The organism is Nocardia anaemiae NBRC 100462 (assembly GCF_001612725.1).
In the GTDB taxonomy this organism is placed as follows: domain Bacteria; phylum Actinomycetota; class Actinomycetes; order Mycobacteriales; family Mycobacteriaceae; genus Nocardia; species Nocardia anaemiae.
On sequence record NZ_BDAZ01000024.1, the window covers coordinates 38,932 to 60,047 of the forward strand.

Sequence of the window (21,116 nt, forward strand, 5' to 3'; positions counted from 1 at the left end):
TGGCTTATGCCTGATGTCTATAAGGTGCCCCCGACATGGCGATCCGAAACAGGCAGGTCGCGCTGGGCGACGGTGCGGCCGAGCACTTGTGCGAGCGCGCGTGTCAGGTCGTCGGCCGGATCCGCCGGGGTGGTCGGCGCACGCCAGGCGACGATCTGATCGGGACGCACGAGAAGTGCACCGCGGTCGGTGATTCCGACCCGCTGCGGCCAGTCCCGCGCTTCGATAACCACCACGGGAAGGGGTACGAGCAGACGGTCGGCAACCTGCTGTGCGGCGCGCGGCCATGCCACGCTGTCGCGACCGACCAGCAGCGTGAAACGGGACCGGACAAGGTCGAGTGTGGAGTGCCGGTTGCCGTTTCGCGCCACCCAGGCGTGCGGGAGCCGGGATCCCGGGGTGCCGTCGAGGACGAGTTCGATGTCCTCGGTCGAGGGCAGTTTCGGCTGCGGTTCGATGACCGCGGCGGAGTCGTAGCGGTAGCCCATGTGCACGATCGGTGCGTCGAGGATGCCCATCGCGGCCCGCTCGGCAGCCGCGACCGGGCTCGAATCCCAATGCAGACGTGGGGCTTTCAATCGAAGCAATGCCTGGGTCAAGGTATTCGCCGCGACCGGTCGTCGCTCGGCGTCGTAGGTGTCGAGCAGTGCCGGATCGGCGGCTCCGACCAGCACCGCGGCCAGTTTCCAGGCGAGATTATGCGCGTCGGCGGCACCGGTGTTCAGGCCGAATGCGCCGAGCGGCGGTACCGCATGGGCGGCGTCACCGACCAGGAAAACCCGGCCATGCCGGAACCTTTCGGCGACCGATCCCCTGGCCCGCCAGGACAATCTGCTGACTATCCGCGGATCGAGCTCGGGGTCACCGATCGCGGCGCGGATCAGTTCGCGGCACCGGTCGATGGTGTAGTCGTCGGCCGATTCGCCACGCTCCGGGTGGTAATCACTATGGAACACCCATTCTTTCGCGCCGTCGACGGTCATCAGGATGCCCGGCGCATCGGGGGTGGTGATATCACACGCGACGAACTGTCGTCCCTGGGTATACGGGCGCAGATCGGCGTGGAAGAGGATATTCATCTTCGGATTGCCCAGCGCCCCAGGGCCGGTCGTGTCGATATCCAGTGCCTTGCGCACACCGCTGTGCACACCGTCCGCGGCGACCAGATAGTCCGCGCGAATCGTCTGCCCGTCATCGAGGTGCGCGGTGACACCATCGGCGTCCTGCTCGAAGGACAGCAGCCGGGTGCCGTATCGAACGGTGGCTCCGCCCTGCGTCGCAGCGGGCAACAGTACCGAGTCGAGCCGATGCTGCGGACAGGTGCCGCGGATCGCGGCCGGGGTGACCGGATCCGAACGCCGATGTGATCGCGCGGGTGCGGCCTCGGGCAGCCCGGCCAGATTCGCCGAGGCGAGGTTCACCGCCGACAGCTTGCCGAGATTGCCCTCGGACATATCGACCGCCACGGCATCGACGGCGGCGAGGACACCGGCCTCCCGCAGGAATTCCAGTGTGCGCGGGCCGAGGCCGGTGGCGCGAGGGTGCACCGATGGCTCGGGCTGCGCCTCCACAACCAGCGCCTCGATCCCGTGCCGGGCGAGAAATAACGCCGTGAACAGTCCCACCGAGCCGCCGCCGACGATCAGAACCTTGGTGCGCAACATGACAACTCCTCTATGGCTACAGCGTTCTCGCTACGGATACACCGTAGCCATACTGCTACGATGTTCGCAACGGCCCGAAGGAGCAGCAGTGACGAATCCGGCGAAGACCCCCGCGCTGGTCTGGAGCAAGGAGCGGCGCACCCCGCGCCGCCAGGCCCCCGGCGTGGAGCAGATCGTCCGCACCGCCATCGGACTGGCCGACAGCGAGGGGGCCGATGCGGTCTCAATGCGCCGCATCGCCACCGAACTCGAATCCGGCACCGCATCGCTGTACCGCTATGTCGCCAGTCGTGACGATCTGTTGGATCTGATGATCGATGCGGTCCGCGGCGAGATCGCGCCACCCGAGCTCACCGGAGACTGGCGTACCGACCTCAGCGCGGTCGCGGAGCACCTGCGCGACACCATGATTCGCCACCCGTGGCTGGCCTCCGAACTCACCGGCCGCCCGACGCTCGGCGCGAATTCGCTTCGCCTGCAAGACACTGCACTCGCCGCCGCCGCCGAGCTGACCGCCGATGTCACCGAGGCGGCCGCGATCGCGGATACCGTGCACGCCTATGTCTTCGGCGTCACCGCCGCCCAACTCGCCGAGGAACAGGCGCAACGTCGCACCGGACTCACCAGGGATCAGTGGCGCGAAACCGTCGCGCCGTATATTCGCGAAGTGATCGAGAGCAACGAGTACCCGAATTTCGCTCGCCGCGTGCGCGATGCCGCCGACGCCGACGCGGATCAGCGCTTCGAATTCGGGCTGGGATGTGTGCTCGACGGGATTGCCGCGCGCGTGCGCGATTAGCCGCAGCGGTCGAACGTCGGGTCAGCGGCCCTGGAAGGCGGTTCGGTAGTTGTGCGGGCTGGTGCCGACCACCCGTTTGAAGCGGTCACGGAAGGCGGTGGGCGACCCGAAGCCGACTTTGGCCGCGATGCGGTCGACCGGATGGTCGGTGGCTTCGAGGAGGTATTGGGCCTGGCGGATGCGGGCGCGGTGCAGCCACTGCAGCGGCGTGGTACCGGTTTGTTCACGGAAGCGGCGGTTGAGCGTGCGCGGGCTCATACCGGCTTGGGCCGCAACGTCTTCCAGGGTGAGTGCGTTCGCGGCATGCTCTTCCAGCCAGCGCAGCAGCGGCTCCATCGACGCACCCTGTGGCGTCGGCGGCTGGTCGTGCACGATGAATTGCGCCTGTCCTCCTTCGCGTTCCAATGGCATGACCGCGAGGCGGGCGGCGTCGGCGGCAACGGCGGAACCATGGTCGCGCCGAATCATGTGCAGGCACAGGTCGATTCCGGCGGCAGCACCGGCGGAGGTGAGGAATTGACCGTTGTCGACGTAGAGCACATCGGGGTCGACATCGATGGCGGGATATTTGGCGGCGAGGGTCGGGGCGGCCAGCCAGTGCGTGGTGGCGCGCAGCCCGTCGAGCAGACCGGTGGCGGCGAGAATGAATGCGCCGACGCAGATCGATGCGATGCGGGTGCCGTCGGCCGCGGCCGCGCGCAGGGCGTCGATGACCTCGTCGGGGACCGCAACGGTGGGGTCCGCGCATCCGGGCAGCACGATGGTGTCGGCCTCGGCCAGTGCCTCCAGACCCCAGCGAGCCTCGATGGTGAACATCTCGGTTTCGACGGTCGGCGTTGCGGCGCAGACGCGAACCCGGTAGGCGGGGCGGCCGTCGGGTAGGCGGCTGCGGGTGAAGGATTCGATCGGCGTGGAAAGGTCGAAGGGCAGGACCTGGTCCAGTGCGAGGACGGCCACGGTGTGCATGCCGATACCGTAGGGGATCGGTAGGTTTCCGCCAACGCGTGTGACCTGCGCCATTCAGTGTCTTTGCAGATCAGCATGGTTGGCGAGAATCCGTTGACATATGGCAATTCCGCCAGTTCCCGCACCGCTCGAAGATCATTACCGTCAGCAGCACCGACAAGATGAAGGAGCTGACACGGTGCTCGCCCAGTTCGTACTATTCGACGGATTCGACCCGCTGGATGTCACCGCACCGTTCGAGGTGCTCGATGCCGGACGTCTGCTCACCGACGGCGAATCGACGGTCGAATTGGTCTGCGCCGAGGGCGCGCCGGGTGCCCAGCGGCATGCCCGCGATCTCGCTCGAAGCCACCGCCCGATTGGATCCGGATCGCGCGGACCTCGTCGTGGTCCCCGGCGCGCTCGGCAAGCTGCCGGATGGGCCGAATGATCAACGGCCGGACACCATTCCGATGATTCTCGCCCGCAGCCTCGGCACCGATCTCCGCGCGCTGCTGCGGGCAGCGGTCGAGCGCACGGATACGACCGTGGCCACGGTATGCGGCGGGTCACTGCTGCTCGCGATGGCGGGCTTGATCAAAGGGCGTTCCGCGACAACGCATCGCTTGGCAATGGACACCCTCACCGCCACCGGCGTCAATGCCATCGATGCCCGCGTGGTCGACGACGGGGACCTGATCTCCGGCGCCAGCGTCACCTCCGGTCTCGACCTCGGCCTCTACTTGTTGGAACGCGAACTGGGTCCGCGCGTCGCCAACGCGGTGGAGAAACTCATCGCCCACGAGCGCCGCGGCACCGTTTGGCGCAACACCGGCCACACCCCAGCCATCGCCATCTGAGCGCCCGTGACGAAACTTCTACTTTCCCTGCATGTTCTGGCGGCCATTATCGCCATCGGCCCGGTAACGGTGGCGGCCAGCATGTTCCCCGCCACCGTCCGTCAGGTTCAGACCGACCCGCACCGCCTGGCCATCGCACGCAATCTGCACCGCATCTGTCGCGTCTACGCCACCATCGGCCTCGCCGTCCCGGTCTTCGGCCTGGCCACCGCAGCCAGTCTCGGTGTTCTCAGCGATATCTGGCTCACCGTATCCATCGCGCTGACCGGTGTGGCCGCCGGAATCCTCGCGCTGGCGATTCTGCCCGACCAATCCCGTATTCTCGCCGCCCTGCCGCAAACCATCCCCGCGACCGCCCAATTGGCCATGCTCACCGGCATTTTCAACCTCCTGTGGGCAGTAGTCACCGTCCTGATGATCGTCCGTCCCGGTTCGACAACCGGCGCGTGAGGCAAAGTTCGACGGTTCCTCAGTTCGGTGTCGCCGCCAGGTCGTAGACCGCGACATTGCCGATGTGCACGGGCTGATAGTGCGCGGCGACCCAGTCGGAGATGTCCTTGTGGCCGATGGGTCGCCACGGCTCGTCTTCCTGGGCCGGTGGCGCGGTATCACCTCGATCGCGCACCCGCCAGGAATCGGGCAGTTGCACTTCCTGCGCCAGGTAATAGCGGACCTGGTGGGTGCGGACCAGTTCCTGGAACTGATCGAGGGTGGGCACCGGATCCTCGGAGGTGAAGCCGCCGATCGCGATAACCGCTGTGCGGCTGGCCAATTCGAGGGTGGCCGCGGTCGAGGAGCGGTCGACGGCCGCCGACCAGCGGGTGGTGGTGTCGCTCAGCATGCGCACCACTTGCGGCTCCGCGACGTTGCCGCCCATGATCCGGCCCACCGCGGATTGCTGCTGGGAATCGCGCTTGCGCGCCTTCGCCGGACCGACCGTCGGGCCGCCGCCGGTATGCGACTGCGGCAGCGTCGCCACCGCGTACGCCGTCGAACCACCCAGACCGGCGATGACGCCCGCGATCACCAGTACCGAGGTCACCCGATCCCGCAGGCGCCGCCGCCCGGCGGCCGGAACCGATGTGACGAGCAGACCGACCGCCGCGAGCACCGATATCACGATAATCGTCCATCGCAGCCACGGCTGCCAATCCGAATTCCGCTGCAACACAACGAATGCCCACACACCGGCGGTGAGAACGAGTGCGGCAGAGCCGATTCGGCCGAATGTGTCGGCGCGGCGACGCCACATTTCGTGCACGCCGAGTGCGAACATTCCGGCCACCGCTGGCCCGATCGCCAAGGTGTAGTACGCGTGCATGCCGCCCTTCATAGTGGAGAAGGCGATGCCGTCGATGATCAGCCACAAGCCGAAGGTCAATGCCGCGCCACGGACCAGATCGGTGCGCGGTGCGCGCCACCGGGATGCCAGCACCAATACGAAGGCGAGCATCGCCGCGGGCAGCAACCAGGAGATCTCATAGGCGATTTCACCGGTGAACAGCCGGTCCGGTCCCGAACCGAACCCGCCGAAGCCCGGTCCGCCGCCGACATTGTGCGGCATTTCGTAGCCGGGTGGCAGTTCGAAGCGGTTGCCGCCCTTGTGGTTACGGCCGAGGAAGCGAGCGAAGCCGTTGTAGCCGAGCACCAGATCCATGAAGGTGTTATTCGTCGATCCAGCCAGGTACGGCCGCGAGGATTCCGGCCACAGTATGGTCAGCAGCACGTACCAGCCGGACGAGACGACCAGCGCGGCCGCCGCCGCCAGCAGATGCCACAGCCGCGTGCGCAGTGCGGTCGGCGCGACGATGAGATAAGCGATGCCCAATGCGGGCAGCACCATCAATCCCTCGAGCATCTTCGCCAGGAATGCGAAGCCGAGCGCCACACCGGCCAGCATCAGCCAGCGCACACTCGCCTGCCGCAGCGCTCGGATCGTGCAGTATGCGCCCGCCGTCATAAGCAGGACCATCACCGCATCGGGATTGTTGAACCGGAACATCAACGCGACCACCGGTGTCACCGCGAAGACGGCACCGGCGAGCAGTCCGGCACCGCGGCTGCGCGCCGCCCTGGTCACCGCGCCGTAGATCAGCGCGACCGTCGCGACGGCCATGAGCGCCTGCGGGATCAGCATGCTGGCACTGCTGAACCCGAACAGCTGACCGGAAAGTCCCATCACCCACTGCGATACCGGCGGCTTGTCGACCGTGATGAAATTCCCGGGATCCAGCGAGCCGAACAGCAGCGCCTTCCAGTCCCGCGAGCCCGACCAGGCTGCCGCGGCGTAGAAGCCATTGCCCATGGCATTGACCGTGATATTCCACAGATAGGCCACCGCCGTCCCGATCAGCAGCACCGCCAACCCGAGGCGCTCCCAGCGCCGGATCGGTGGCAACTCCGTCGCGGGCGCTGGCACGGTCGTATCAGGTGGTGTCGTATCGGGCGGGGCCGTTTCGGGCAGGGACGTCGGGGCACTGGTCACTGTCACCTGGGGAGTATCACAGCCGTCCCGGTGGACCCCCTTTGCGTTTCCTGTCAGTCCGCTGTGAGCCTGGACCTAACCCTGTGACCATGGGATTTGTGCTCTCGGCCGTCAGGTGGCCGGAATTTCGCGTTGGAACCAGTCGAGGATCTGCGGGAGCGCGACGCGCACGGTGGCGGAGTGGTCGATATCGCCGAGATCGGTGAGGGTGGCCCGGTCGGTGCGCATGGCCTGCCGACAGTGTTCGGCATTGGCGTAGAGCACACTTCGATCGCCGGTGGCAGCGTAGAGGCGCACCGGAATGCGCGGGGTCCAGTCGCAGGTGCCGTCGCTGGCCGCCACCGCTTCGCGTGCGGTTCCGGTCGGATCTTGCGCCAGGGCAAGGAATTTCGGCGTCAGCAAGAGTTCAGGGCGCACCGGTAGCGCGGTGCCGATGGTGATCTCGTTCTGCTGTCCGTCGAAGAGCCGCTCGATGCGATCGGCGATGGGTTCCTGGAAGGCGTCGGCGGGCCGATCGTAGAGGTGGTAGATCCGGTTCATCGCGGTGATCCAGTAGGAGAGATAGAAGACCGCGGCCGCCGGGAGCACCCGCCCCTCGATCGCGCCGGGCGTCTCGACGTGCTGCACGTCGTAGGGGCCACTGATCGGTGCCAGCGCGGCAAGTCCGAACCCGGGCGCGTCACCGCCCTGTAGCGCCTTGCCCAGCGCCGTCGCGGCCTGGCCGCCCTGGGAGAAACCGGTGACGAGAATATCCGGGTCGAGATCGTGCTGCTGTCCGGCGGCCATGGTGCGAGCGGCACGCAGCAGATCCACCGAGGCGCTGACCTCCGAGGGCGCGTGGGTGTAGGGATGTGCGCCGGGGCCCTCGCCGAGGCCGAGATAGTCCGGCGCGACGGCCGCGTAGCCCGCCGCGGCGAACATGATGGTGCGGGCCCGATCGGGGCGTGTGTCGTTCACCGAGGGCGCGTCACTCTTCAGCACCAGCGTGCCGTGCTCATAGGTGACGACGCGCAGCCGTCGAGAATCGGTGCGCGGCAGGACGACCAGCCCGCTCGCCGTTGTCGGATCGCCCTCCGGAGTGACCGTTCGGTAGACGACCCGGTAGGCATCGACGCCATTGCGTGCGGGAGTGCCGATTTTCGCGTCGGCCAGATAGGTCGTGGTCTGTTCCGCCGACAGCTGTGCGACCGGGGTCGTGCTGACGACCTCGCCGCGCGCGACCACGGGTGTGTTACGAGATCCGCAAGCCGGGGCCACCAGGATGGCCGCGGCCAGCAGTGCGATCAGCGAATGCGGTGTGCTGCGCATGGATTCGGTTCCTCTCGAGCGACCACACCGACCATCGTGCCACCGGCGGTTCCGCGACTCGCCAGCCGACCGAGCATATTTGCTACCCATTCGCCGCCATGTTATTAACCAGGCGATTATCAGCCGTTTCGGCCCAGATCACCGAGCCGATGGTGCGTTCGTTTGCAGGTCCTGATTTGTGAGCGAAGGAGCGTTGCGGTGTTTGCGAAAAGTTCGCGTCTTCTCCTACCGATTATCGTGCCAGCGGTACTCATCGGCACCCTCTTCGGCGTGCGCGCCCCGGCGCACGCCGACCTTGCCCATCCGGACGGGAGCGTGCCACCGGCCGGTGCCAATGATTGGACCTGCCGCCCGTCGGCGGAGCATCCACAACCCGTTGTGCTTGTGCACGGCACCTGGGGGAATCAGAACTCATGGGATGTGCTCGCGCCACAGCTGAAAGCGCAGGGCTACTGCGTATTTTCGCTCAGTTACGGGCGCGCGATCTACAGCATGCGAGGTGCGCAACCCGGTGTCTACGGCACCGCGGATATTCGCAACTCGGCAAGGGAAATCGCGGGATTCGTCGACAAAGTGCGCGCGGCCACCGGTGCGTCGAAGGTGGATATCGTCGCGCATTCTCAGGGCGGTCCGCTGGTGCGGCAGTTCATGCGCTTCGAGGGCGGCGCGGATCAGCGGAATCCGGCCGACAACAAGGTGGACCATCTGGTCACCATCGCGGCGACCAATCATGGCACCACCGCGGAAGGGCTCGGTTATCTGCTGCCGACCGGAAGTGCGCAGGCGCCGATTCTCGGCCTGATCGCGAGGTATCTGGGGATAGCCGCGTCGCAACAACTGATCGATAGTGAATTCCTGCGCAGCCTCAATGCCGGGGGCGATACCGAGCCAGGAATCAACTACACGGTTATCGCCAGCCGAGTCGATCGGGTCGTCACCCCACCCGAGGCCACGTTTCTCACCGCCGGAATCGGGGCCACCGTCGACAATGTCTGGGTCCAGGACCTGTGCCCGGACGATGAGTTCGACCACGGCGCGCTGCCGGAATCCCCGACCGTCGGCTATGTCGTCCAGAAAGCACTCGATCCGTCCTATCGCGGACTCCCATGCCAGGGCTGACCTGCGAACCGACGCAGTTGGGTTAACGCTGTTATCGTCGATAGCGCCCATGGTGCTCCGGTGGTGGGACCGTGCGCCGCAGCGTCCCCCCGCGAGGAATGAACATCCGTGAAATACGTTCCGCGTATCGTCCTGTTTCTGGCGATTCCCGCCCTGCTTTTCCTGGTGCCATGGTGGACCTTGATCGGCGCCACGACCGACGGTCCGCTGTTCTGGCTCGGCTCGGCGGTTTTCCTGGCCGGTTTCGTATGCCTGCCCGCATCGATGTTTCTCGGCCATGGACCGAGGCAGCATGACGGCGCGTCCATTGTCGGCGACACATTGCTCGGCCTGATGTGGATCGTTTTCAGCTGGTCGGTGATCGGCAATATCGTCGGGCTCGGATTGGCCGTCGCCGGTGTGGACGATCCGGCGCGGTCCGGGATCGTCGCCGCCGGGGTTTTCGTGATCGCCGCCGCGCTGTCGGTCTGGGGCGTGCTCGAGGCGCGCCGGGTCCCTCGGGTGCGCACCCTCGATGTCGCTATCCGCGGACTCGGACCCGCACTGGACGGACTGCGCATGGTGGTCATCACCGATACCCATTACGCCGCGCTGAACCGGTTGCGCTGGTCGGAGAAGGTTGTCGATGTGGTGAACGCCGAGCAGCCCGATATCGCTTGCCACGCGGGCGATCTCGCCGACGGTTCGGTCGAGAAGCGGCATCGGCAGGTCGATCCGCTCGGCAAGATCGAGGCTCCGCTCGGCCGGTTCTACATCACCGGCAATCACGAATACTTCGGCGACGCGCCGGGCTGGATCGAGCATATGACCTCGATCGGCTGGCAGCCGCTGCGCAACCAACACGAGACCATCACCCGCGGCGGCGACCGGCTGGTGCTGGCGGGCATCGACGACCCCACCGGTGTCAGCGTGCCAGGTCACGGACCCGACCTGCGCGCCGCCCTCGCGGGCGCGGACCAGGAGGCACCGGTCGTCCTGCTGGCCCACCAACCCAGGCAAGTTACCGAGGCCGCCGCGGCGGGGGTCGCGCTACAGATCTCGGGCCACACGCACGGCGGCCAGATCTGGCCGTTCCACTATCTGGTCCGCCTCGAACAACCCGTGGTCGCCGGTCTCAGCCGCCACGGCGATCACACCCAGCTCTACACCAGCCGGGGCACCGGGTTCTGGGGCCCGCAATTCCGCGTCTTCGCGCCCAGCGAAATTACGGTCCTCGTCTTGCGCAGCGCCTGAACGATACGGGTATAGCTTCGCGTTGTGAACGCTATCTGGCACGCACTGACACTTGCTGGGTCGATGACCTGGGAGATCCTCTGGGCTCTTGTTCTCGGCTTCGCCCTGTCGGCCATTGTGCAAGCGGTGGTACGCAAGTCGACCATTCTGCGGCTGATGGGCGACGATCGGCCACGCACCCTCGCCATTGCCGCCGGGCTCGGCGCGGCCTCGTCGTCGTGCTCGTATGCGGCCGTGGCGCTGGCGCGTTCGCTATTCCGCAAGGGTGCGAACTTCACCGCAGCGATGGCATTCGAAATCGGATCAACCAATCTCGTCATCGAACTCGGCGTCATTCTGGCGCTGCTGATGGGCTGGCAGTTCACCGCGGCCGAATTCGTCGGCGGGCCGATCATGATCGTGCTGCTCGCGGTGCTCTTCCGATTGTTCGTGCGGGCCGAACTCGTCGAGCGGGCCCGTCGCCAAGCCGACCGCGGACTCGCCGGATCGATGGAGGGCCATGCCGCCATGGATATGGCAGTCGCCGCCGAAGGCTCGTTCCCACGCAGGCTGCTGTCGCGGGCTGGGCTTACCGCGGTTTCGCATGTGTTCGTGATGGAATGGGCCGCGATACTGCGTGATCTCGTCATCGGTCTGCTGATTGCGGGCGCGATCGGCGCGTGGGTGCCGGAGACCTTCTGGCAGAACTTCTTCCTCACCGATCATCCACTGCTGTCTGCCATTTGGGGTCCGATCGTCGGCCCGCTGGTGGCGATCCTGTCCTTCGTCTGCTCGATCGGCAACGTGCCGCTGGCCGCGGTGCTGTGGAACGGCGGCATCAGCTTCGGCGGCGTCATCGCCTTCATCTACGCCGACCTGCTGATCCTCCCGATCCTCAATATCTACCGCAAGTACTACGGCGCCCGCACGACCCTCATCCTGCTCGGCACCTTCTACGCCGCCATGGTCGGCGCCGGATATCTCGTCGAAATACTCTTCGGCACAACCAATCTCATACCCACCGAACGCAATGCCATGGTGATGGCGGAAGGCATCCGCTGGAACTACACCACCTGGCTGAATATCGCCTTCCTCATGCTCGCCGCCGTGCTGGTCACCATCTTCATGCGCACCGGCGGAATCCCGATGCTGCGCATGATGGGCGGCTCTCCGGACACCGAGCACGATCACATGACGTAGCGCCGCCGGCCAGCTGCACCGACCCGGTCACCGTTCCGGGCTGAACGCGGTCGGGAAACGGCTCTTCAGCAGGGCGGCGGTAACCGCACTGTAGGCGTGACTGGCTTCCTCCGGACGCAGGGTCGGGTAGTTCGACCGATGGGTGACGATCACGCCGTTCGGGAGGGTTACGGTGCGATCCGGGACGGTGGCAACGCAATTGCCGCCGGATTTGGCGACGAGATCGACGATCACCGTCCCGGAGCGGAGTGTGTCGAGCACCGTGGCGTCCAGCAGCAGTGGGCCGTGGGAGCCGCGGTGCACGGCCGCACAGACGATGAGGGCGGGCGGATCGGCGGCGAGGTGACCGAGAAGTCCATCCGGATGAGGCAGAAATGCCTTGGCACCGTGCCGGATTGCCGCGGATTCTTGTTCCCTCCGGTTGCCCATCGCGGTCGGCTCGTCGCCCTTGGCGACCGCAGCCGCGATCGCGGAGAGTCCGGCCTGTCCGCAGCCGAGGATCAAGGCGGGCACCGGCCCCTCGGTCGACAGGAGTTGTCGCGCTTGCCCGTAGGCGACCTCGCCCGCTATCCGGCTCATCGCGGAGAGCGCATCGATATCGGGGCGGGAGTGCGGAACGGTTTCGTAACCGACTGATTCGATGCCACGTTCCCGCAGTGCCGCAATCACGTCGTGGCGGTGCAGCGGGTCCTGGAATCCGATCAGAGTCGTACCTGGGCGTACCGAATCCAATTGGTACGCAGGCGGTTTCACCCACACCACCACATCGGAGCGCGCGAAGATCTCCGCGCGCTCGCCCAGCTGCGCCCCGGCCGCTACATAGTCCGCATCATCGAACCCGATGGACCGGCCCGCATCGTGCTCCACGACGACCCGCACGTCCGCGAGCCCGCGCACATCCTCCGGTATCAACGCGACCCGCCGCTCTTCAGCAGCGGTCTCCTTCAGCACGCCGATAATCATTGTGCCGCAGCAGGTTCGATGACGGGCAGACCGCGCTCGGCCAGCACCTTGGGATAGGTCAGCCCATTCCGGATCGCATGCAGAAGCTGTTCGAGCCGGTCGAACAATTCGTCCACCAGATCCGCCGACTCCTGCCCCGGCGCCTTGCGCGGCGCGAGCACATTGAATCGGACACCGAGTCGCTCGGATCCGGTCCGATCCAACGCGACAGTATCGATCCCGGCACCGGCGAGCAGCAGATCCGCTATCTCCGCGCTGGTTTCGACGCCAGCCCGGTCGAGGACCGCATCGTCGAAAACCACAGTGAGGAACATACCCTGCCGACTGCCCAGCGGCCGAATGACTTTCGCACCGAACCGAGCATTGATCGCATCGATGTGGCCGTGCGCGCGATCCAGCTGGTCGAGCATCCGTACCCGATTCTGCGCGAAGTAGCTCTCGGGCGTGTGCTCGACAATCGCCCGCGCCAGATGTGTCGACTCACGCTGGAACGAGATGGTGAGCCGCTCGCGAATCCTGGCCAGCCATTCGGTGTCGCCCGAGCAGGCGGCGCCCAGTTTGCAGGGTCCGAAGGCGTTGTAGCCCTTGGAGTTTCCGGTAATGGTGAGCACCTGGTCGTACAGCCGACGCACGCCGTCGTCGGTCGCGATCTGCACTGCGGCGATCGGAATGTGCTGTTCCACCATGCAATCGAAGGCCATATCGCAGATGACCGGCACCCCACTGGCAACCAGCACCCGGCCGATTGCCAGCAACTCCTCGGCCGAATAGTCGGTGAATACCGGATTGCCGGGCAGGGTGAGCAGCACCCCGCACAGTTCATCACGTTCGGCGAAGTAGTCCAGGCAGGATGCCAGCAGGACCGGGTCGATCTTGAAGGAATCGTCCGGTGCGACCGGGCACGCCTGCATCCGCAGACCGTACTTCTCCACGTGAATGCCCGAACTCTTGTACAGGCCTTCGGGATACACGATCACACCACCGGGGCGGGCGAGCGTCGCGACCGCTTCCTCGAGCAGCATGGTGCTCGAATACGGGCAGACGATGACCTCCTCGGGTGATACCCGAACTCCCGGCAGACTGTCGACCGGCACCGCCAATCGCCCGAACAGCTTGTGCGCTGCCAACTCTCGCAATACCAGCGGCTGCCGCTTGTGATACAGCGTGCCGTCACCATATTCGTCAGGTGGTTGGGTGTGCATCAGTTCGTGCCATGCCAGGTCCAGTGCGGCTACCGCATTTTCGGCCAGCGGCAGCCCGGTCTCGCCGTGGTATGCGTCCAGTACATCCGAATACGTCCGGTCGCCTGTCCCCGCGAACTGCGGCCGCGCACCCAGATGTCGCCGCAAGTCCCGCTTGCGCTCCTCGGAGCGATTGGTGCGGGCGGCCAGGCTGGGTGCCGGTGTCCGCCAAGGCAGCCGATCGATATCAGCCTGCCGAGTCACGACACCTCACCTTCGAAGGACGGCTCTCCCGGCGCGGTTATCTCGCGCCAACTCCGTTCCAGCGCCGCACGGAACAGATCGCGACAATCGCCCTCGGTGAGACGTTCGTAACCGGCCAGCGCCGGTGACGCGACAATATCGTTCACGACAATGCCGGAACCGGCGACCTTGAGCTCATACAGGCGCTCGAATCGCCGCACGGCGAATGCGACATCGTGCTTCAAGGCCGAGAACCGGGTCGCCACGCGCGCCTGCCGTGAATAGTCGTATTCCCCAACGGCGACATACTTTTCGTCCACGATGAGCATGCTCTGCGCATTGCGCGCGTGCTCGCGCTTGACCAGCACGCTCTCCACGCCGGAACGCGCCTGTTTCCACAGTTTGTCGTCATAGGGCCACACATCCTCGATGGTGTCGAGGACATACATTCGTCTCACATCGATTCGGGGCGGATGGGTGGTATCGGCCAGGCGCAGGATCGCGGCGTGATAGTCGTCGCCGACATCGCCGCCGATGGTGCCCAGATCGGCGGTGTGGATCGCGCGGACGGACGCCTTGGCTTGCTCGAGGATGATCAACCAGTCGCTGACGGTATTCCATTCCCAGACGGTCGCGCTGCACGAGGGGATCTGGGCCAGGATTTCCTCGGCACGATCCAGCTGTCGATCCGCGATCATGCGTAGCGGTTCGATCTCCTCCCGCGCGGAGGTCGCATCGATCAGGCTGCCCGCGATGCCGAGCGCCCGCTCGACGAGTTCAGGGTCCTTGCCGAGCAGCACGTTGAAGCGCATGCGCAGATCGTGATACGCGCCGCTCGTCAGATCGTCTGCGATACCGTCGGTCCTGGGCAATTCCTGGCCGAGCGCCAAGCTGAGCCGTTCGCGCAGCGGTAGCGGTGGCACCCGAGTTCCGTTCTCGATCTGCTGGATCAGGCTGCGCGAACAACCCGTCTTGGCCGCGAGGGCGGCCTGGGTGAACCCGCGTTCGGTGCGGAGCCGACGGACCAGATCCCCGACCTGCTCACCGTCCGGTCCTGAGCCAGCCATTCCGCGCCCTCCATCCCTGCGCTCGGATTCGAATGCTCACGATGTGTCATCCGACGACATCATAGCCACGTTACGTCGCAAATCGGCGATAGCAATGTTGGAAGTTTTCTGGCCGATCGCTGGAATCCACACCGGTGGGCGGATATTGCGCGAAGCGGCACCAATATCCACGACGTCGATTGCGCGCCGTTCCACTCAAAGCTGCCCTTATGGAACAGATTCCAGATATATGCGGCTGAACTTGCCTGAATATAAGCAATATTGATTTAGAAATATCATCAGATAGCTTCTATGCTTAGTTGACATCCAGAAGTGGCGATCCATAGCATTGTTGTCAGCGTCACATCTGATCCGGCGATCGCTTTCCGGCACAGATGGTTTCGACCGACCAAGGGAGGGGTCATGACACTGAGGCTGACCGACTGGTTGATCACCAGCGACATCACCCCCGAAACCGCCCGCTACACCGGCAGCGGCTGGGTCCTCAGCTGGCTGCCCGGCCGACTGCTGACACGGGAGCAGGCCGAGACCGGCATGGTGCTCGACGAGACACTGAGCGATCCGGATCCCGAAGATTACCTGCTCGCCATGGAAATCGCCGCCATCCGGGCGGCCGACCTCGGTCTCGAATTGGCCACGGCGGTCGTACTGCTGCACGCCCGCATCGTCGAACGAGACCGACGCCGGACCGACGCCAACTGCCGCATCGCGGTACCGACCACACCGGCCGCGTAACGGCAGTTGGCGCCGCGGAGGGGTCGGCGCCACCTGACGTCGCGCCGAGACAGGGTCCGGCGAGCACCGTTCGCCGGGCCCTGTTTTGCTCGTCATAGCGTCGAAGACGCCTGGCGGAGCACAACTTTCGCGCAGTACGCCCGATTCGAGGATCCTCGGCTACATGCAGTCCCAGAAGCGCCTATACGGTGGCGGTCGCCGGAATGGTAAGCAGCGCAGCGAATTCGGGGTCAGGAACCGCTGCGAAGCCCGGCGCGCTCCGGCGCCGAACCGAATGTCTGCTTGAAGTCGGGGCACTCGACCAGCGGTCGGTGAGTGCAGGTGGTGGCATGGCGGAGGCTGTCGCGCATGCGGGTGAGTCGGGCGATGTCCTCGTCCAACTGCCGCGCCTTCTCCGCCATATGACGACGAAGTTCGGTATCCGCTGGCGTGGCCACCAGGAATCGCGCGATCTGCGCGAGTGTGAAACCGGCTGCGCGAGCACAGGACACGAGCGCCAGGCGGTCGAGCACATCGGGCCGATAGGTGCGCCGCAGACCGTTGCGACCGTCGGATTCGATGAGACCGCGCTTCTCGTAGTACCGCAGCGCCGATGGCGCCAATCCGGACCGCGCGGCCACCTCCGCGATATCGAGCATCATCACTCCTTGACTTGAAGCTTGCTTCAAGTCACACGATAGGCCCATGACCGAAACAAGAGAAGAGCTGCACCCCCAAGTTCAGGCATATCTGGACCGTCTCGCCCGCGCCGATTTCGGCTCGGTGCACACCTTTACCCCGGAGCAGGCACGGGAGGGATGGCGACGACAGATCCCACTACTCGGCGAACCGGAGCCCATTGCCGACATCGAGAACCGCAGCATCCCGGGCATCGGCGGGCTCCGGATCTATACCCCGGATGGCGAGGGTCCCTTTCCGGCGTTGGTGTTCTTCCACGGCGGCGGCTTCATGCTCGGCGATCTGGACACGCATGACGGACTGTGCCGCAGTCTGGCCAACGGCGCCGAATGCGTCGTGGTCTCCGTCGACTATCCCCTGGCTCCGGAACACAAGTTTCCGGCAGCACCCGACGCTTGCTACCGCGCGACACAGTGGGTCGCCGAGCATGCGGCAAGCATCGGTGTCGATACCACTCGCATTGCCGTCGGCGGCGACAGTGCGGGCGGTAATCTGGCGGCCGTTGTCGCCCGGATGGCACGCGACGACAGCGGACCGGCGCTGACCTTCCAACTGCTGATCTATCCAGATCTCGATTTCCGCAGAACGAATTTCAGCATCACGGAGTTCGCCGGCAAGTACGGAAATATCAGCCGCGCGGCCCAGCACTGGTTCATGGACGGCTACCTGAACAGTGCCGAGGAGAAGCTCGACCCACGGGTTTCCCCACTGCTGGCCCCCGATCTCGCCGGACTACCTCCGGCGCTGATTATCACCGCCGAATACGACGCGCTGCGCGACGAGGGCGAAGAGTACGGGCGGCGACTCGAAGAGGCAGGAGTCCCGGTCAGCCTCACCCGCTATCCGGGGATGATCCACGAATTCGTCCGGCATCCCTTCGACGACAGCTTGCGAGCCCGACTCGATGCCGCGACGGCGTTGCGAAAGGCATTCGCGCGGTAGTGAATTGCGTCAGCTGGTGGTGTCGGGGTTCGATGGTGCCCGCGATACGACGATGGGCATCCGCCACGACAGGCGGACCGGATTGTCGACCGAACGATGCAAGAGCAGCCATTGGGCGACGGCCGCCATGGTCGAACCGAGCGAGGTCGCTACCGCGATAAATCCCCAGTGTGTAAGGCCAGCGGTTGTATAGCTGGCGGTACTGGTGCCCGGGATGGCCAGTTTGCCTCGACCGGTTGCCCAGTTCAGTATCTGTCCGATTTGGCCACCCAGGTCATAGGTGCGACCGGTCATGGCCTTGAGTTCGGCACCTTTGCCATTGAGGTAGATCAAGCACAGGATCACGAAAAGTGCGGAGCACGCCAATGAAATCATCGTCAGGCGGGCGAGAAGTTCGTTGCGAAGGCGGATGTTCAGCGCGATGGCGCAGAGCGCGATGATGATGGCAGAGCTGGCGAGGATGGCCCACGTGCCGGTGACCGGCGGGGTTTTGGGCGCCACTTTCGACCAGACGTTCATGGCGTTCGTGGTTATCTCGAGCCGACCGAACGCGTTCGCGGCGACCCTACCGTCGGGCCCCTGTGCGGTGATCCATGATTGGAACAACAGCAGGAGGGTGGCGGTACTGCCGACTGCGGCCAGTATGTAGCCCCAGTGCGATTGGAGCGGCCCCAGCCGCGCGCGGAGATCGGCCAAATCCGCTGCGCGGCCTTGGGTCGGTCCCGGCGGAGCGGTCCCGCGTCGAGAGGAAATGGCTCGGGAGGAGTTCTGCTCCATTAACTCAGCTTAAGTGTGGAGCACTGACGCGATTCACCTCCAGTGGGAACGTCCTATTCGGGTTCGTCGGCCGCCTGCGCACTGGGACCGAGCCGCACGACACCGGCGTCGAGATCGATCTCGACGCGCGGACGGTGCGACTGCCCGTCGCTGTCCTCACTTCCCTCATCGGCCAGTTTCTGACCGGGGAACAGTTCACCCATAACGCCCATGGTTCGACCATAGTCCTGAGCCCGGATATCAGGTTCCGGCATTTGCCACATCACAGGCGACTGGCGACCATCGGCACCTACACTGGCGCGCATGTCTGTGCCACGGATGCTCGCATTGTCCGCGTTCGCCCTGCTCACGCCGCTTGCCGCGGCGGCTTGCTCGTCCCAGGGAGCCGGGTACAAGTCCGAGTGTCAGGTCAGTGGTTGTACGGTCACGTTCACGCGTGGGGTGAATGCCAAGGCGAGTGTGCTCGGGATCGACGCGGAACTCGTCGCGGTGAACGGCAATACGGTCACGTTGAAGGTGGGCGGTCAGCAGGTCGATATTCCGATTGGGCAGACGCAATCCGGCAACGGGTTCAGCGCGACGGTGCAGGATGTCACCGATGACCAGGTCGTGGTTCGGATCAACACCGGCATCAATAGCAATTGACGGCGTGAATTGCCTTGCGGCTATAGCGGTTCGTCGCTGGGTTCCTTCGCCGCGGGCTTTCCCGCCGATGCTGAGGTCTATGCCGAGGAGTACCCGCACCTCAACGAGGCGCATCTGCTTGCCGAGCGGCAGCAGCGGATCGATCAGCACGCATTCGACGTCGGCCTGGAATCACTGCTGGATGGGCTCGAGGGGCGATACCGGTTGCCGGCGCGCACTCGGTAGCTCGAAGTCGGTGCGCTGGTAGGCATCCGGGGGTGTCTGTCTATCGGGTCACAACCGGTGCGTTCATCGAGGCCGTACCGGCGCGGCGCACCATGCGATATGCGGGTCGCGAAAAGACCTAGGAGAGAGCAAGTTTCATCGAAATCTCTGTTCTCTACAACGCACCGATCACGGCCGTTTCACAAGTTTCGTGTGCATGGGGTCACGTTGCCCCACAGACCGCGGAGTCCTAACGTAACTTCCTGTTAACAGACGATGTCGTCTGTACCAATTCCTATTATTCGTCCCAGGAGGACATGCCCCGCAGCGTCCGCTTCCCCGAATCCGGAAGTGGCACAGCAGGTGTGGTTAGAAATGGCACACACAACGCCTTGGCAAGAAAAAGATGTTCAGCTCGGTCGCTTCGAGAACGATGACGATCTCATCGGCGAGGTGACCGCACAACGCTTCGACCTACGATCCGACTGGGCCTATCTATGTGCCCCGGGTCTGAGTCTGCTCACCTTCCTACTGCTTTTCCAGCCATGGATTTCGGCAACCGGACCCAATGGCACTATCAGTGCCAATGCCTTCGGCCGAATCGATGGATTCACCACCGGCTCATTCCAATCCGTGATCAGCATCAGCAGCACGTGGGCGGTCCTCACCACCCTGGCGATCGCCGGTACGATCGTTTCCACCGTCCTGTTTATCCGGATTCGCAACCGGCTGCTTTCCTACCTGGTGCTCGGCTGCACCAGTGCGGCAGCCCTTTTCGTGCTCGCGGCCTTGGCCTATCTCAACGGCAAGGTGCCGGAGCTGCGCGAAATCACCGAATCCGCAAAAAACACCGGCCTTTTCAGCTGGCTCTTCGGCGATAACTCGGCGACGAACCTGCTGGGCGGTGAGCACCGAATCGCCAGCGCCGGTCTCGATCTCGCCGCGACGCTCGCCGCCATCACCGCATGCGGTGCCGCGTTGGCCGCCGGTGTCATGAGCCTGCGCAAAGAAGGTTTCACAGTTCGCCTGATCTCGACCCCCCAACCGAATGTCACCGCAGCGGAAAGTCCGTCGGAGACGTCGGCCCAGAAGGACTCGGAAGCCAACATATTCCTCTGGGAACAACTGGCTTTCGACGATGACCTGGCCGTCTACGACCCCCAGGTCCGCCGCCGAATGGTCCGTCGAACCAGGACGGCCGATCGCCGTCCCCCGGCCCGCGAAACGGCACTCACCAGGTAACCGTTTCGCGCGCAGGAAAGGGCCGGGCAGCCGATAGGTGCCCGGCCCGATTGCATTGTGTTCGATTACCTCCGATGCGTGACCTATCACGGGAACGGCGAGAAGAACCCGATCGTGGCGCCGATGGCCGCGCCGATGGCGCATCCGACGATCGCGCCGACCAGGAAGAACCAGATCCCGATCAGAACGCCGATAGCGCAACCGATGGATGCGCCGACAACGATCGAAATCGGTCCCCATGCCTGGTGCACGCCGGGCAGCTGGGAGTTGACGGCCTCAGTTGTCGGCCCGCCGACCGGCGTCAGCGTCAGTTGCGTGCTGGTGCTGTCCAGCGACGGTGTTACCGCGAGGCTCTGTCCGGCCTCGGTACGCAGTGTCGTCGGGATGGTGCCGACTACCGCACCGTTGTCCGCTAGAACCGTGATGGCGTCGGGTGCGAGGACGAATCTGCCGGAGGCCAGGCTCACCAGTGCGCTGGTGTGATCTGCTGCCAGACTCGTTGTGTAGGCGACCGGGCCGTCCGCACCTGTGACGCTGACATCGGCCAGCATCCCCTCGCCATGTGCGGTGGCAGTGGCTATGGAGGTCGCCGCGACGGCCATAAAGGCGGTCGCTATCAATTTCTTGACGAACATTGGACTTCCAATCATTTCCGATTTCCATTGACGTTCCCCGACAAAACGGTACCGGATAGCTATAATGATGCTCCGCCGATTTGATTGATGTCGATAACTATTTTCCGGGATCGAAGTCGGTTTTCACCCCCTAGGGATATGCGATTCGGATTCCGAACGAATGGCATCGACCGATTTCTCCGGGGAGCGCCGCGTCGAACTACGCAAGGCGA

Annotated in this window: 21 protein-coding genes and 1 pseudogene; 11 read left to right on the forward strand and 11 right to left on the reverse strand. The window is 64.9% G+C overall.

From position 1 onward, the window contains the following. Positions 1-17 precede the first annotated feature (17 nt). Positions 18-1,664, reverse strand: a complete 1,647-nt coding sequence (locus NA5_RS15410; RefSeq protein ID WP_062986358.1) for an FAD-dependent oxidoreductase — start codon at positions 1,662-1,664, stop codon at positions 18-20. An 88-nt stretch (positions 1,665-1,752) separates the two neighbouring features. On the opposite strand from NA5_RS15410, the gene NA5_RS15415 reads away from it, so the two are divergent. Further along, positions 1,753-2,463 carry a TetR/AcrR family transcriptional regulator gene (locus NA5_RS15415; protein ID WP_245672246.1) on the forward strand — a complete coding sequence of 237 codons (711 nt, stop codon included), beginning with the start codon at positions 1,753-1,755 and terminating at the stop codon, positions 2,461-2,463. A gap of 21 nt (positions 2,464-2,484) precedes the next feature. On the opposite strand, the gene NA5_RS15420 is transcribed toward NA5_RS15415, so the two are convergent. Continuing rightward, on the reverse strand, positions 2,485-3,429 hold the full coding sequence (locus NA5_RS15420; RefSeq protein ID WP_062986585.1) for a GlxA family transcriptional regulator: 945 nt from the start codon (positions 3,427-3,429) through the stop codon (positions 2,485-2,487). A gap of 178 nt (positions 3,430-3,607) precedes the next feature. Here NA5_RS15420 and NA5_RS15425 point away from each other — a divergent pair. Together NA5_RS15425 and NA5_RS15430 are read left to right on the forward strand one after the other, a co-directional pair. Further along, a pseudogene (locus tag NA5_RS15425) lies at positions 3,608-4,268 on the forward strand (DJ-1/PfpI family protein). Between the two features lie 6 nt (positions 4,269-4,274). Then, the gene (locus tag NA5_RS15430) at positions 4,275-4,718 is read left to right on the forward strand and encodes a hypothetical protein (RefSeq protein ID WP_062986360.1); all 444 of its coding nucleotides are present in this window, start codon (positions 4,275-4,277) and stop codon (positions 4,716-4,718) included. 19 nt (positions 4,719-4,737) lie between these two features. On the opposite strand, the gene NA5_RS15435 is transcribed toward NA5_RS15430, so the two are convergent. Together NA5_RS15435 and NA5_RS15440 are read right to left on the reverse strand one after the other, a co-directional pair. Further along, positions 4,738-6,759, reverse strand: a complete 2,022-nt coding sequence (locus tag NA5_RS15435) for a glycosyltransferase family 39 protein (protein WP_062986362.1) — start codon at positions 6,757-6,759, stop codon at positions 4,738-4,740. A 105-nt stretch (positions 6,760-6,864) separates the two neighbouring features. Further along, entirely contained in the window at positions 6,865-8,061 is a 1,197-nt protein-coding gene (locus tag NA5_RS15440; RefSeq protein ID WP_062986364.1) for a lipase family protein, read from the reverse strand. Positions 8,062-8,259: 198 nt separating this feature from the next. Here NA5_RS15440 and NA5_RS15445 point away from each other — a divergent pair, with 198 nt between their 5' ends. The 3 genes from NA5_RS15445 (at position 8,260) to NA5_RS15455 (ending at position 11,592) form a co-directional block, all read left to right on the forward strand. Beyond that, complete coding sequence (locus NA5_RS15445) at positions 8,260-9,180, forward strand: esterase/lipase family protein (protein ID WP_169811308.1); 921 nt, start codon at positions 8,260-8,262, stop codon at positions 9,178-9,180. 108 nt (positions 9,181-9,288) lie between these two features. Next, positions 9,289-10,413 carry a metallophosphoesterase gene (locus tag NA5_RS15450; protein ID WP_062986366.1) on the forward strand — a complete coding sequence of 375 codons (1,125 nt, stop codon included), beginning with the start codon at positions 9,289-9,291 and terminating at the stop codon, positions 10,411-10,413. A 24-nt stretch (positions 10,414-10,437) separates the two neighbouring features. Then, on the forward strand, positions 10,438-11,592 hold the full coding sequence (locus NA5_RS15455) for a permease (RefSeq protein ID WP_062986368.1): 1,155 nt from the start codon (positions 10,438-10,440) through the stop codon (positions 11,590-11,592). Positions 11,593-11,619: 27 nt separating this feature from the next. Here the strand turns inward: NA5_RS15455 and NA5_RS15460 are convergent, their stop codons facing one another. From NA5_RS15460 to NA5_RS15470, 3 genes are read right to left on the reverse strand one after another with little or no spacing between them, the layout of a single operon-like run. Then, positions 11,620-12,543, reverse strand: a complete 924-nt coding sequence (locus NA5_RS15460; protein WP_169811309.1) for a Rossmann-fold NAD(P)-binding domain-containing protein — start codon at positions 12,541-12,543, stop codon at positions 11,620-11,622. An 8-nt stretch (positions 12,544-12,551) separates the two neighbouring features. Continuing rightward, positions 12,552-14,000 (reverse strand): pyridoxal phosphate-dependent aminotransferase, encoded by a 1,449-nt coding sequence (locus NA5_RS15465; protein ID WP_062986372.1) that lies wholly within the window; start codon positions 13,998-14,000, stop codon positions 12,552-12,554. Next, positions 13,997-15,046 (reverse strand): helix-turn-helix domain-containing protein, encoded by a 1,050-nt coding sequence (locus NA5_RS15470; protein WP_062986373.1) that lies wholly within the window; start codon positions 15,044-15,046, stop codon positions 13,997-13,999. The genes NA5_RS15465 and NA5_RS15470 overlap by 4 nt, the downstream gene beginning before the upstream one ends. A gap of 402 nt (positions 15,047-15,448) precedes the next feature. Here NA5_RS15470 and NA5_RS15475 point away from each other — a divergent pair, with 402 nt between their 5' ends. Continuing rightward, a complete protein-coding gene (locus tag NA5_RS15475) occupies positions 15,449-15,781 on the forward strand; it encodes a hypothetical protein (RefSeq protein ID WP_062986374.1) in 333 nt (110 codons plus the stop codon). 230 nt (positions 15,782-16,011) lie between these two features. Here the strand turns inward: NA5_RS15475 and NA5_RS15480 are convergent, their stop codons facing one another. Beyond that, a complete protein-coding gene (locus tag NA5_RS15480) occupies positions 16,012-16,419 on the reverse strand; it encodes a MerR family transcriptional regulator (RefSeq protein ID WP_062986590.1) in 408 nt (135 codons plus the stop codon). Between the two features lie 46 nt (positions 16,420-16,465). Here NA5_RS15480 and lipP1 point away from each other — a divergent pair, with 46 nt between their 5' ends. Further along, complete coding sequence (gene lipP1 / locus NA5_RS15485; RefSeq protein WP_062986375.1) at positions 16,466-17,401, forward strand: LipP1 family hormone-sensitive lipase; 936 nt, start codon at positions 16,466-16,468, stop codon at positions 17,399-17,401. A gap of 9 nt (positions 17,402-17,410) precedes the next feature. Here the strand turns inward: lipP1 and NA5_RS15490 are convergent, their stop codons facing one another. Next, the gene (locus NA5_RS15490; protein WP_157110436.1) at positions 17,411-17,920 is read right to left on the reverse strand and encodes a hypothetical protein; all 510 of its coding nucleotides are present in this window, start codon (positions 17,918-17,920) and stop codon (positions 17,411-17,413) included. 311 nt (positions 17,921-18,231) lie between these two features. Next, positions 18,232-18,390, reverse strand: coding sequence for a hypothetical protein (locus tag NA5_RS40395; RefSeq protein WP_157110437.1), 159 nt, complete (start codon positions 18,388-18,390; stop codon positions 18,232-18,234). A 91-nt stretch (positions 18,391-18,481) separates the two neighbouring features. Here NA5_RS40395 and NA5_RS15495 point away from each other — a divergent pair, with 91 nt between their 5' ends. From NA5_RS15495 to NA5_RS15505, 3 genes are all read left to right on the forward strand, one after another. Then, the gene (locus NA5_RS15495) at positions 18,482-18,823 is read left to right on the forward strand and encodes a hypothetical protein (protein WP_062986381.1); all 342 of its coding nucleotides are present in this window, start codon (positions 18,482-18,484) and stop codon (positions 18,821-18,823) included. A 9-nt stretch (positions 18,824-18,832) separates the two neighbouring features. Continuing rightward, positions 18,833-19,048, forward strand: a complete 216-nt coding sequence (locus NA5_RS15500) for a hypothetical protein (RefSeq protein WP_062986383.1) — start codon at positions 18,833-18,835, stop codon at positions 19,046-19,048. Positions 19,049-19,402: 354 nt separating this feature from the next. Next, entirely contained in the window at positions 19,403-20,269 is an 867-nt protein-coding gene (locus tag NA5_RS15505) for a hypothetical protein (protein ID WP_062986385.1), read from the forward strand. An 86-nt stretch (positions 20,270-20,355) separates the two neighbouring features. Here NA5_RS15505 and NA5_RS15510 read toward each other — a convergent pair whose 3' ends face one another. Next, on the reverse strand, positions 20,356-20,904 hold the full coding sequence (locus tag NA5_RS15510) for a DUF8020 domain-containing protein (RefSeq protein WP_063813414.1): 549 nt from the start codon (positions 20,902-20,904) through the stop codon (positions 20,356-20,358). Positions 20,905-21,116: the final 212 nt, after the last annotated feature.

Coding starts and splice junctions, on each gene's coding strand:
- NA5_RS15410 (WP_062986358.1), bottom strand. CDS start 1,664: ATGTTGCGCACCAAGGTTCTGATCGTCGGCGGCGGCTCGGTGGGACTG.
- NA5_RS15420 (WP_062986585.1), bottom strand. CDS start 3,429: ATGCACACCGTGGCCGTCCTCGCACTGGACCAGGTCCTGCCCTTCGAC.
- NA5_RS15440 (WP_062986364.1), bottom strand. CDS start 8,061: ATGCGCAGCACACCGCATTCGCTGATCGCACTGCTGGCCGCGGCCATC.
- NA5_RS15470 (WP_062986373.1), bottom strand. CDS start 15,046: ATGGCTGGCTCAGGACCGGACGGTGAGCAGGTCGGGGATCTGGTCCGT.
- NA5_RS15475 (WP_062986374.1), top strand. CDS start 15,449: ATGACACTGAGGCTGACCGACTGGTTGATCACCAGCGACATCACCCCC.
- NA5_RS15480 (WP_062986590.1), bottom strand. CDS start 16,419: ATGCTCGATATCGCGGAGGTGGCCGCGCGGTCCGGATTGGCGCCATCG.
- lipP1 (WP_062986375.1), top strand. CDS start 16,466: ATGACCGAAACAAGAGAAGAGCTGCACCCCCAAGTTCAGGCATATCTG.
- NA5_RS15490 (WP_157110436.1), bottom strand. CDS start 17,920: ATGAACGTCTGGTCGAAAGTGGCGCCCAAAACCCCGCCGGTCACCGGC.
- NA5_RS40395 (WP_157110437.1), bottom strand. CDS start 18,390: ATGGGCGTTATGGGTGAACTGTTCCCCGGTCAGAAACTGGCCGATGAG.
- NA5_RS15495 (WP_062986381.1), top strand. CDS start 18,482: ATGTCTGTGCCACGGATGCTCGCATTGTCCGCGTTCGCCCTGCTCACG.
- NA5_RS15505 (WP_062986385.1), top strand. CDS start 19,403: ATGGCACACACAACGCCTTGGCAAGAAAAAGATGTTCAGCTCGGTCGC.
- NA5_RS15510 (WP_063813414.1), bottom strand. CDS start 20,904: ATGTTCGTCAAGAAATTGATAGCGACCGCCTTTATGGCCGTCGCGGCG.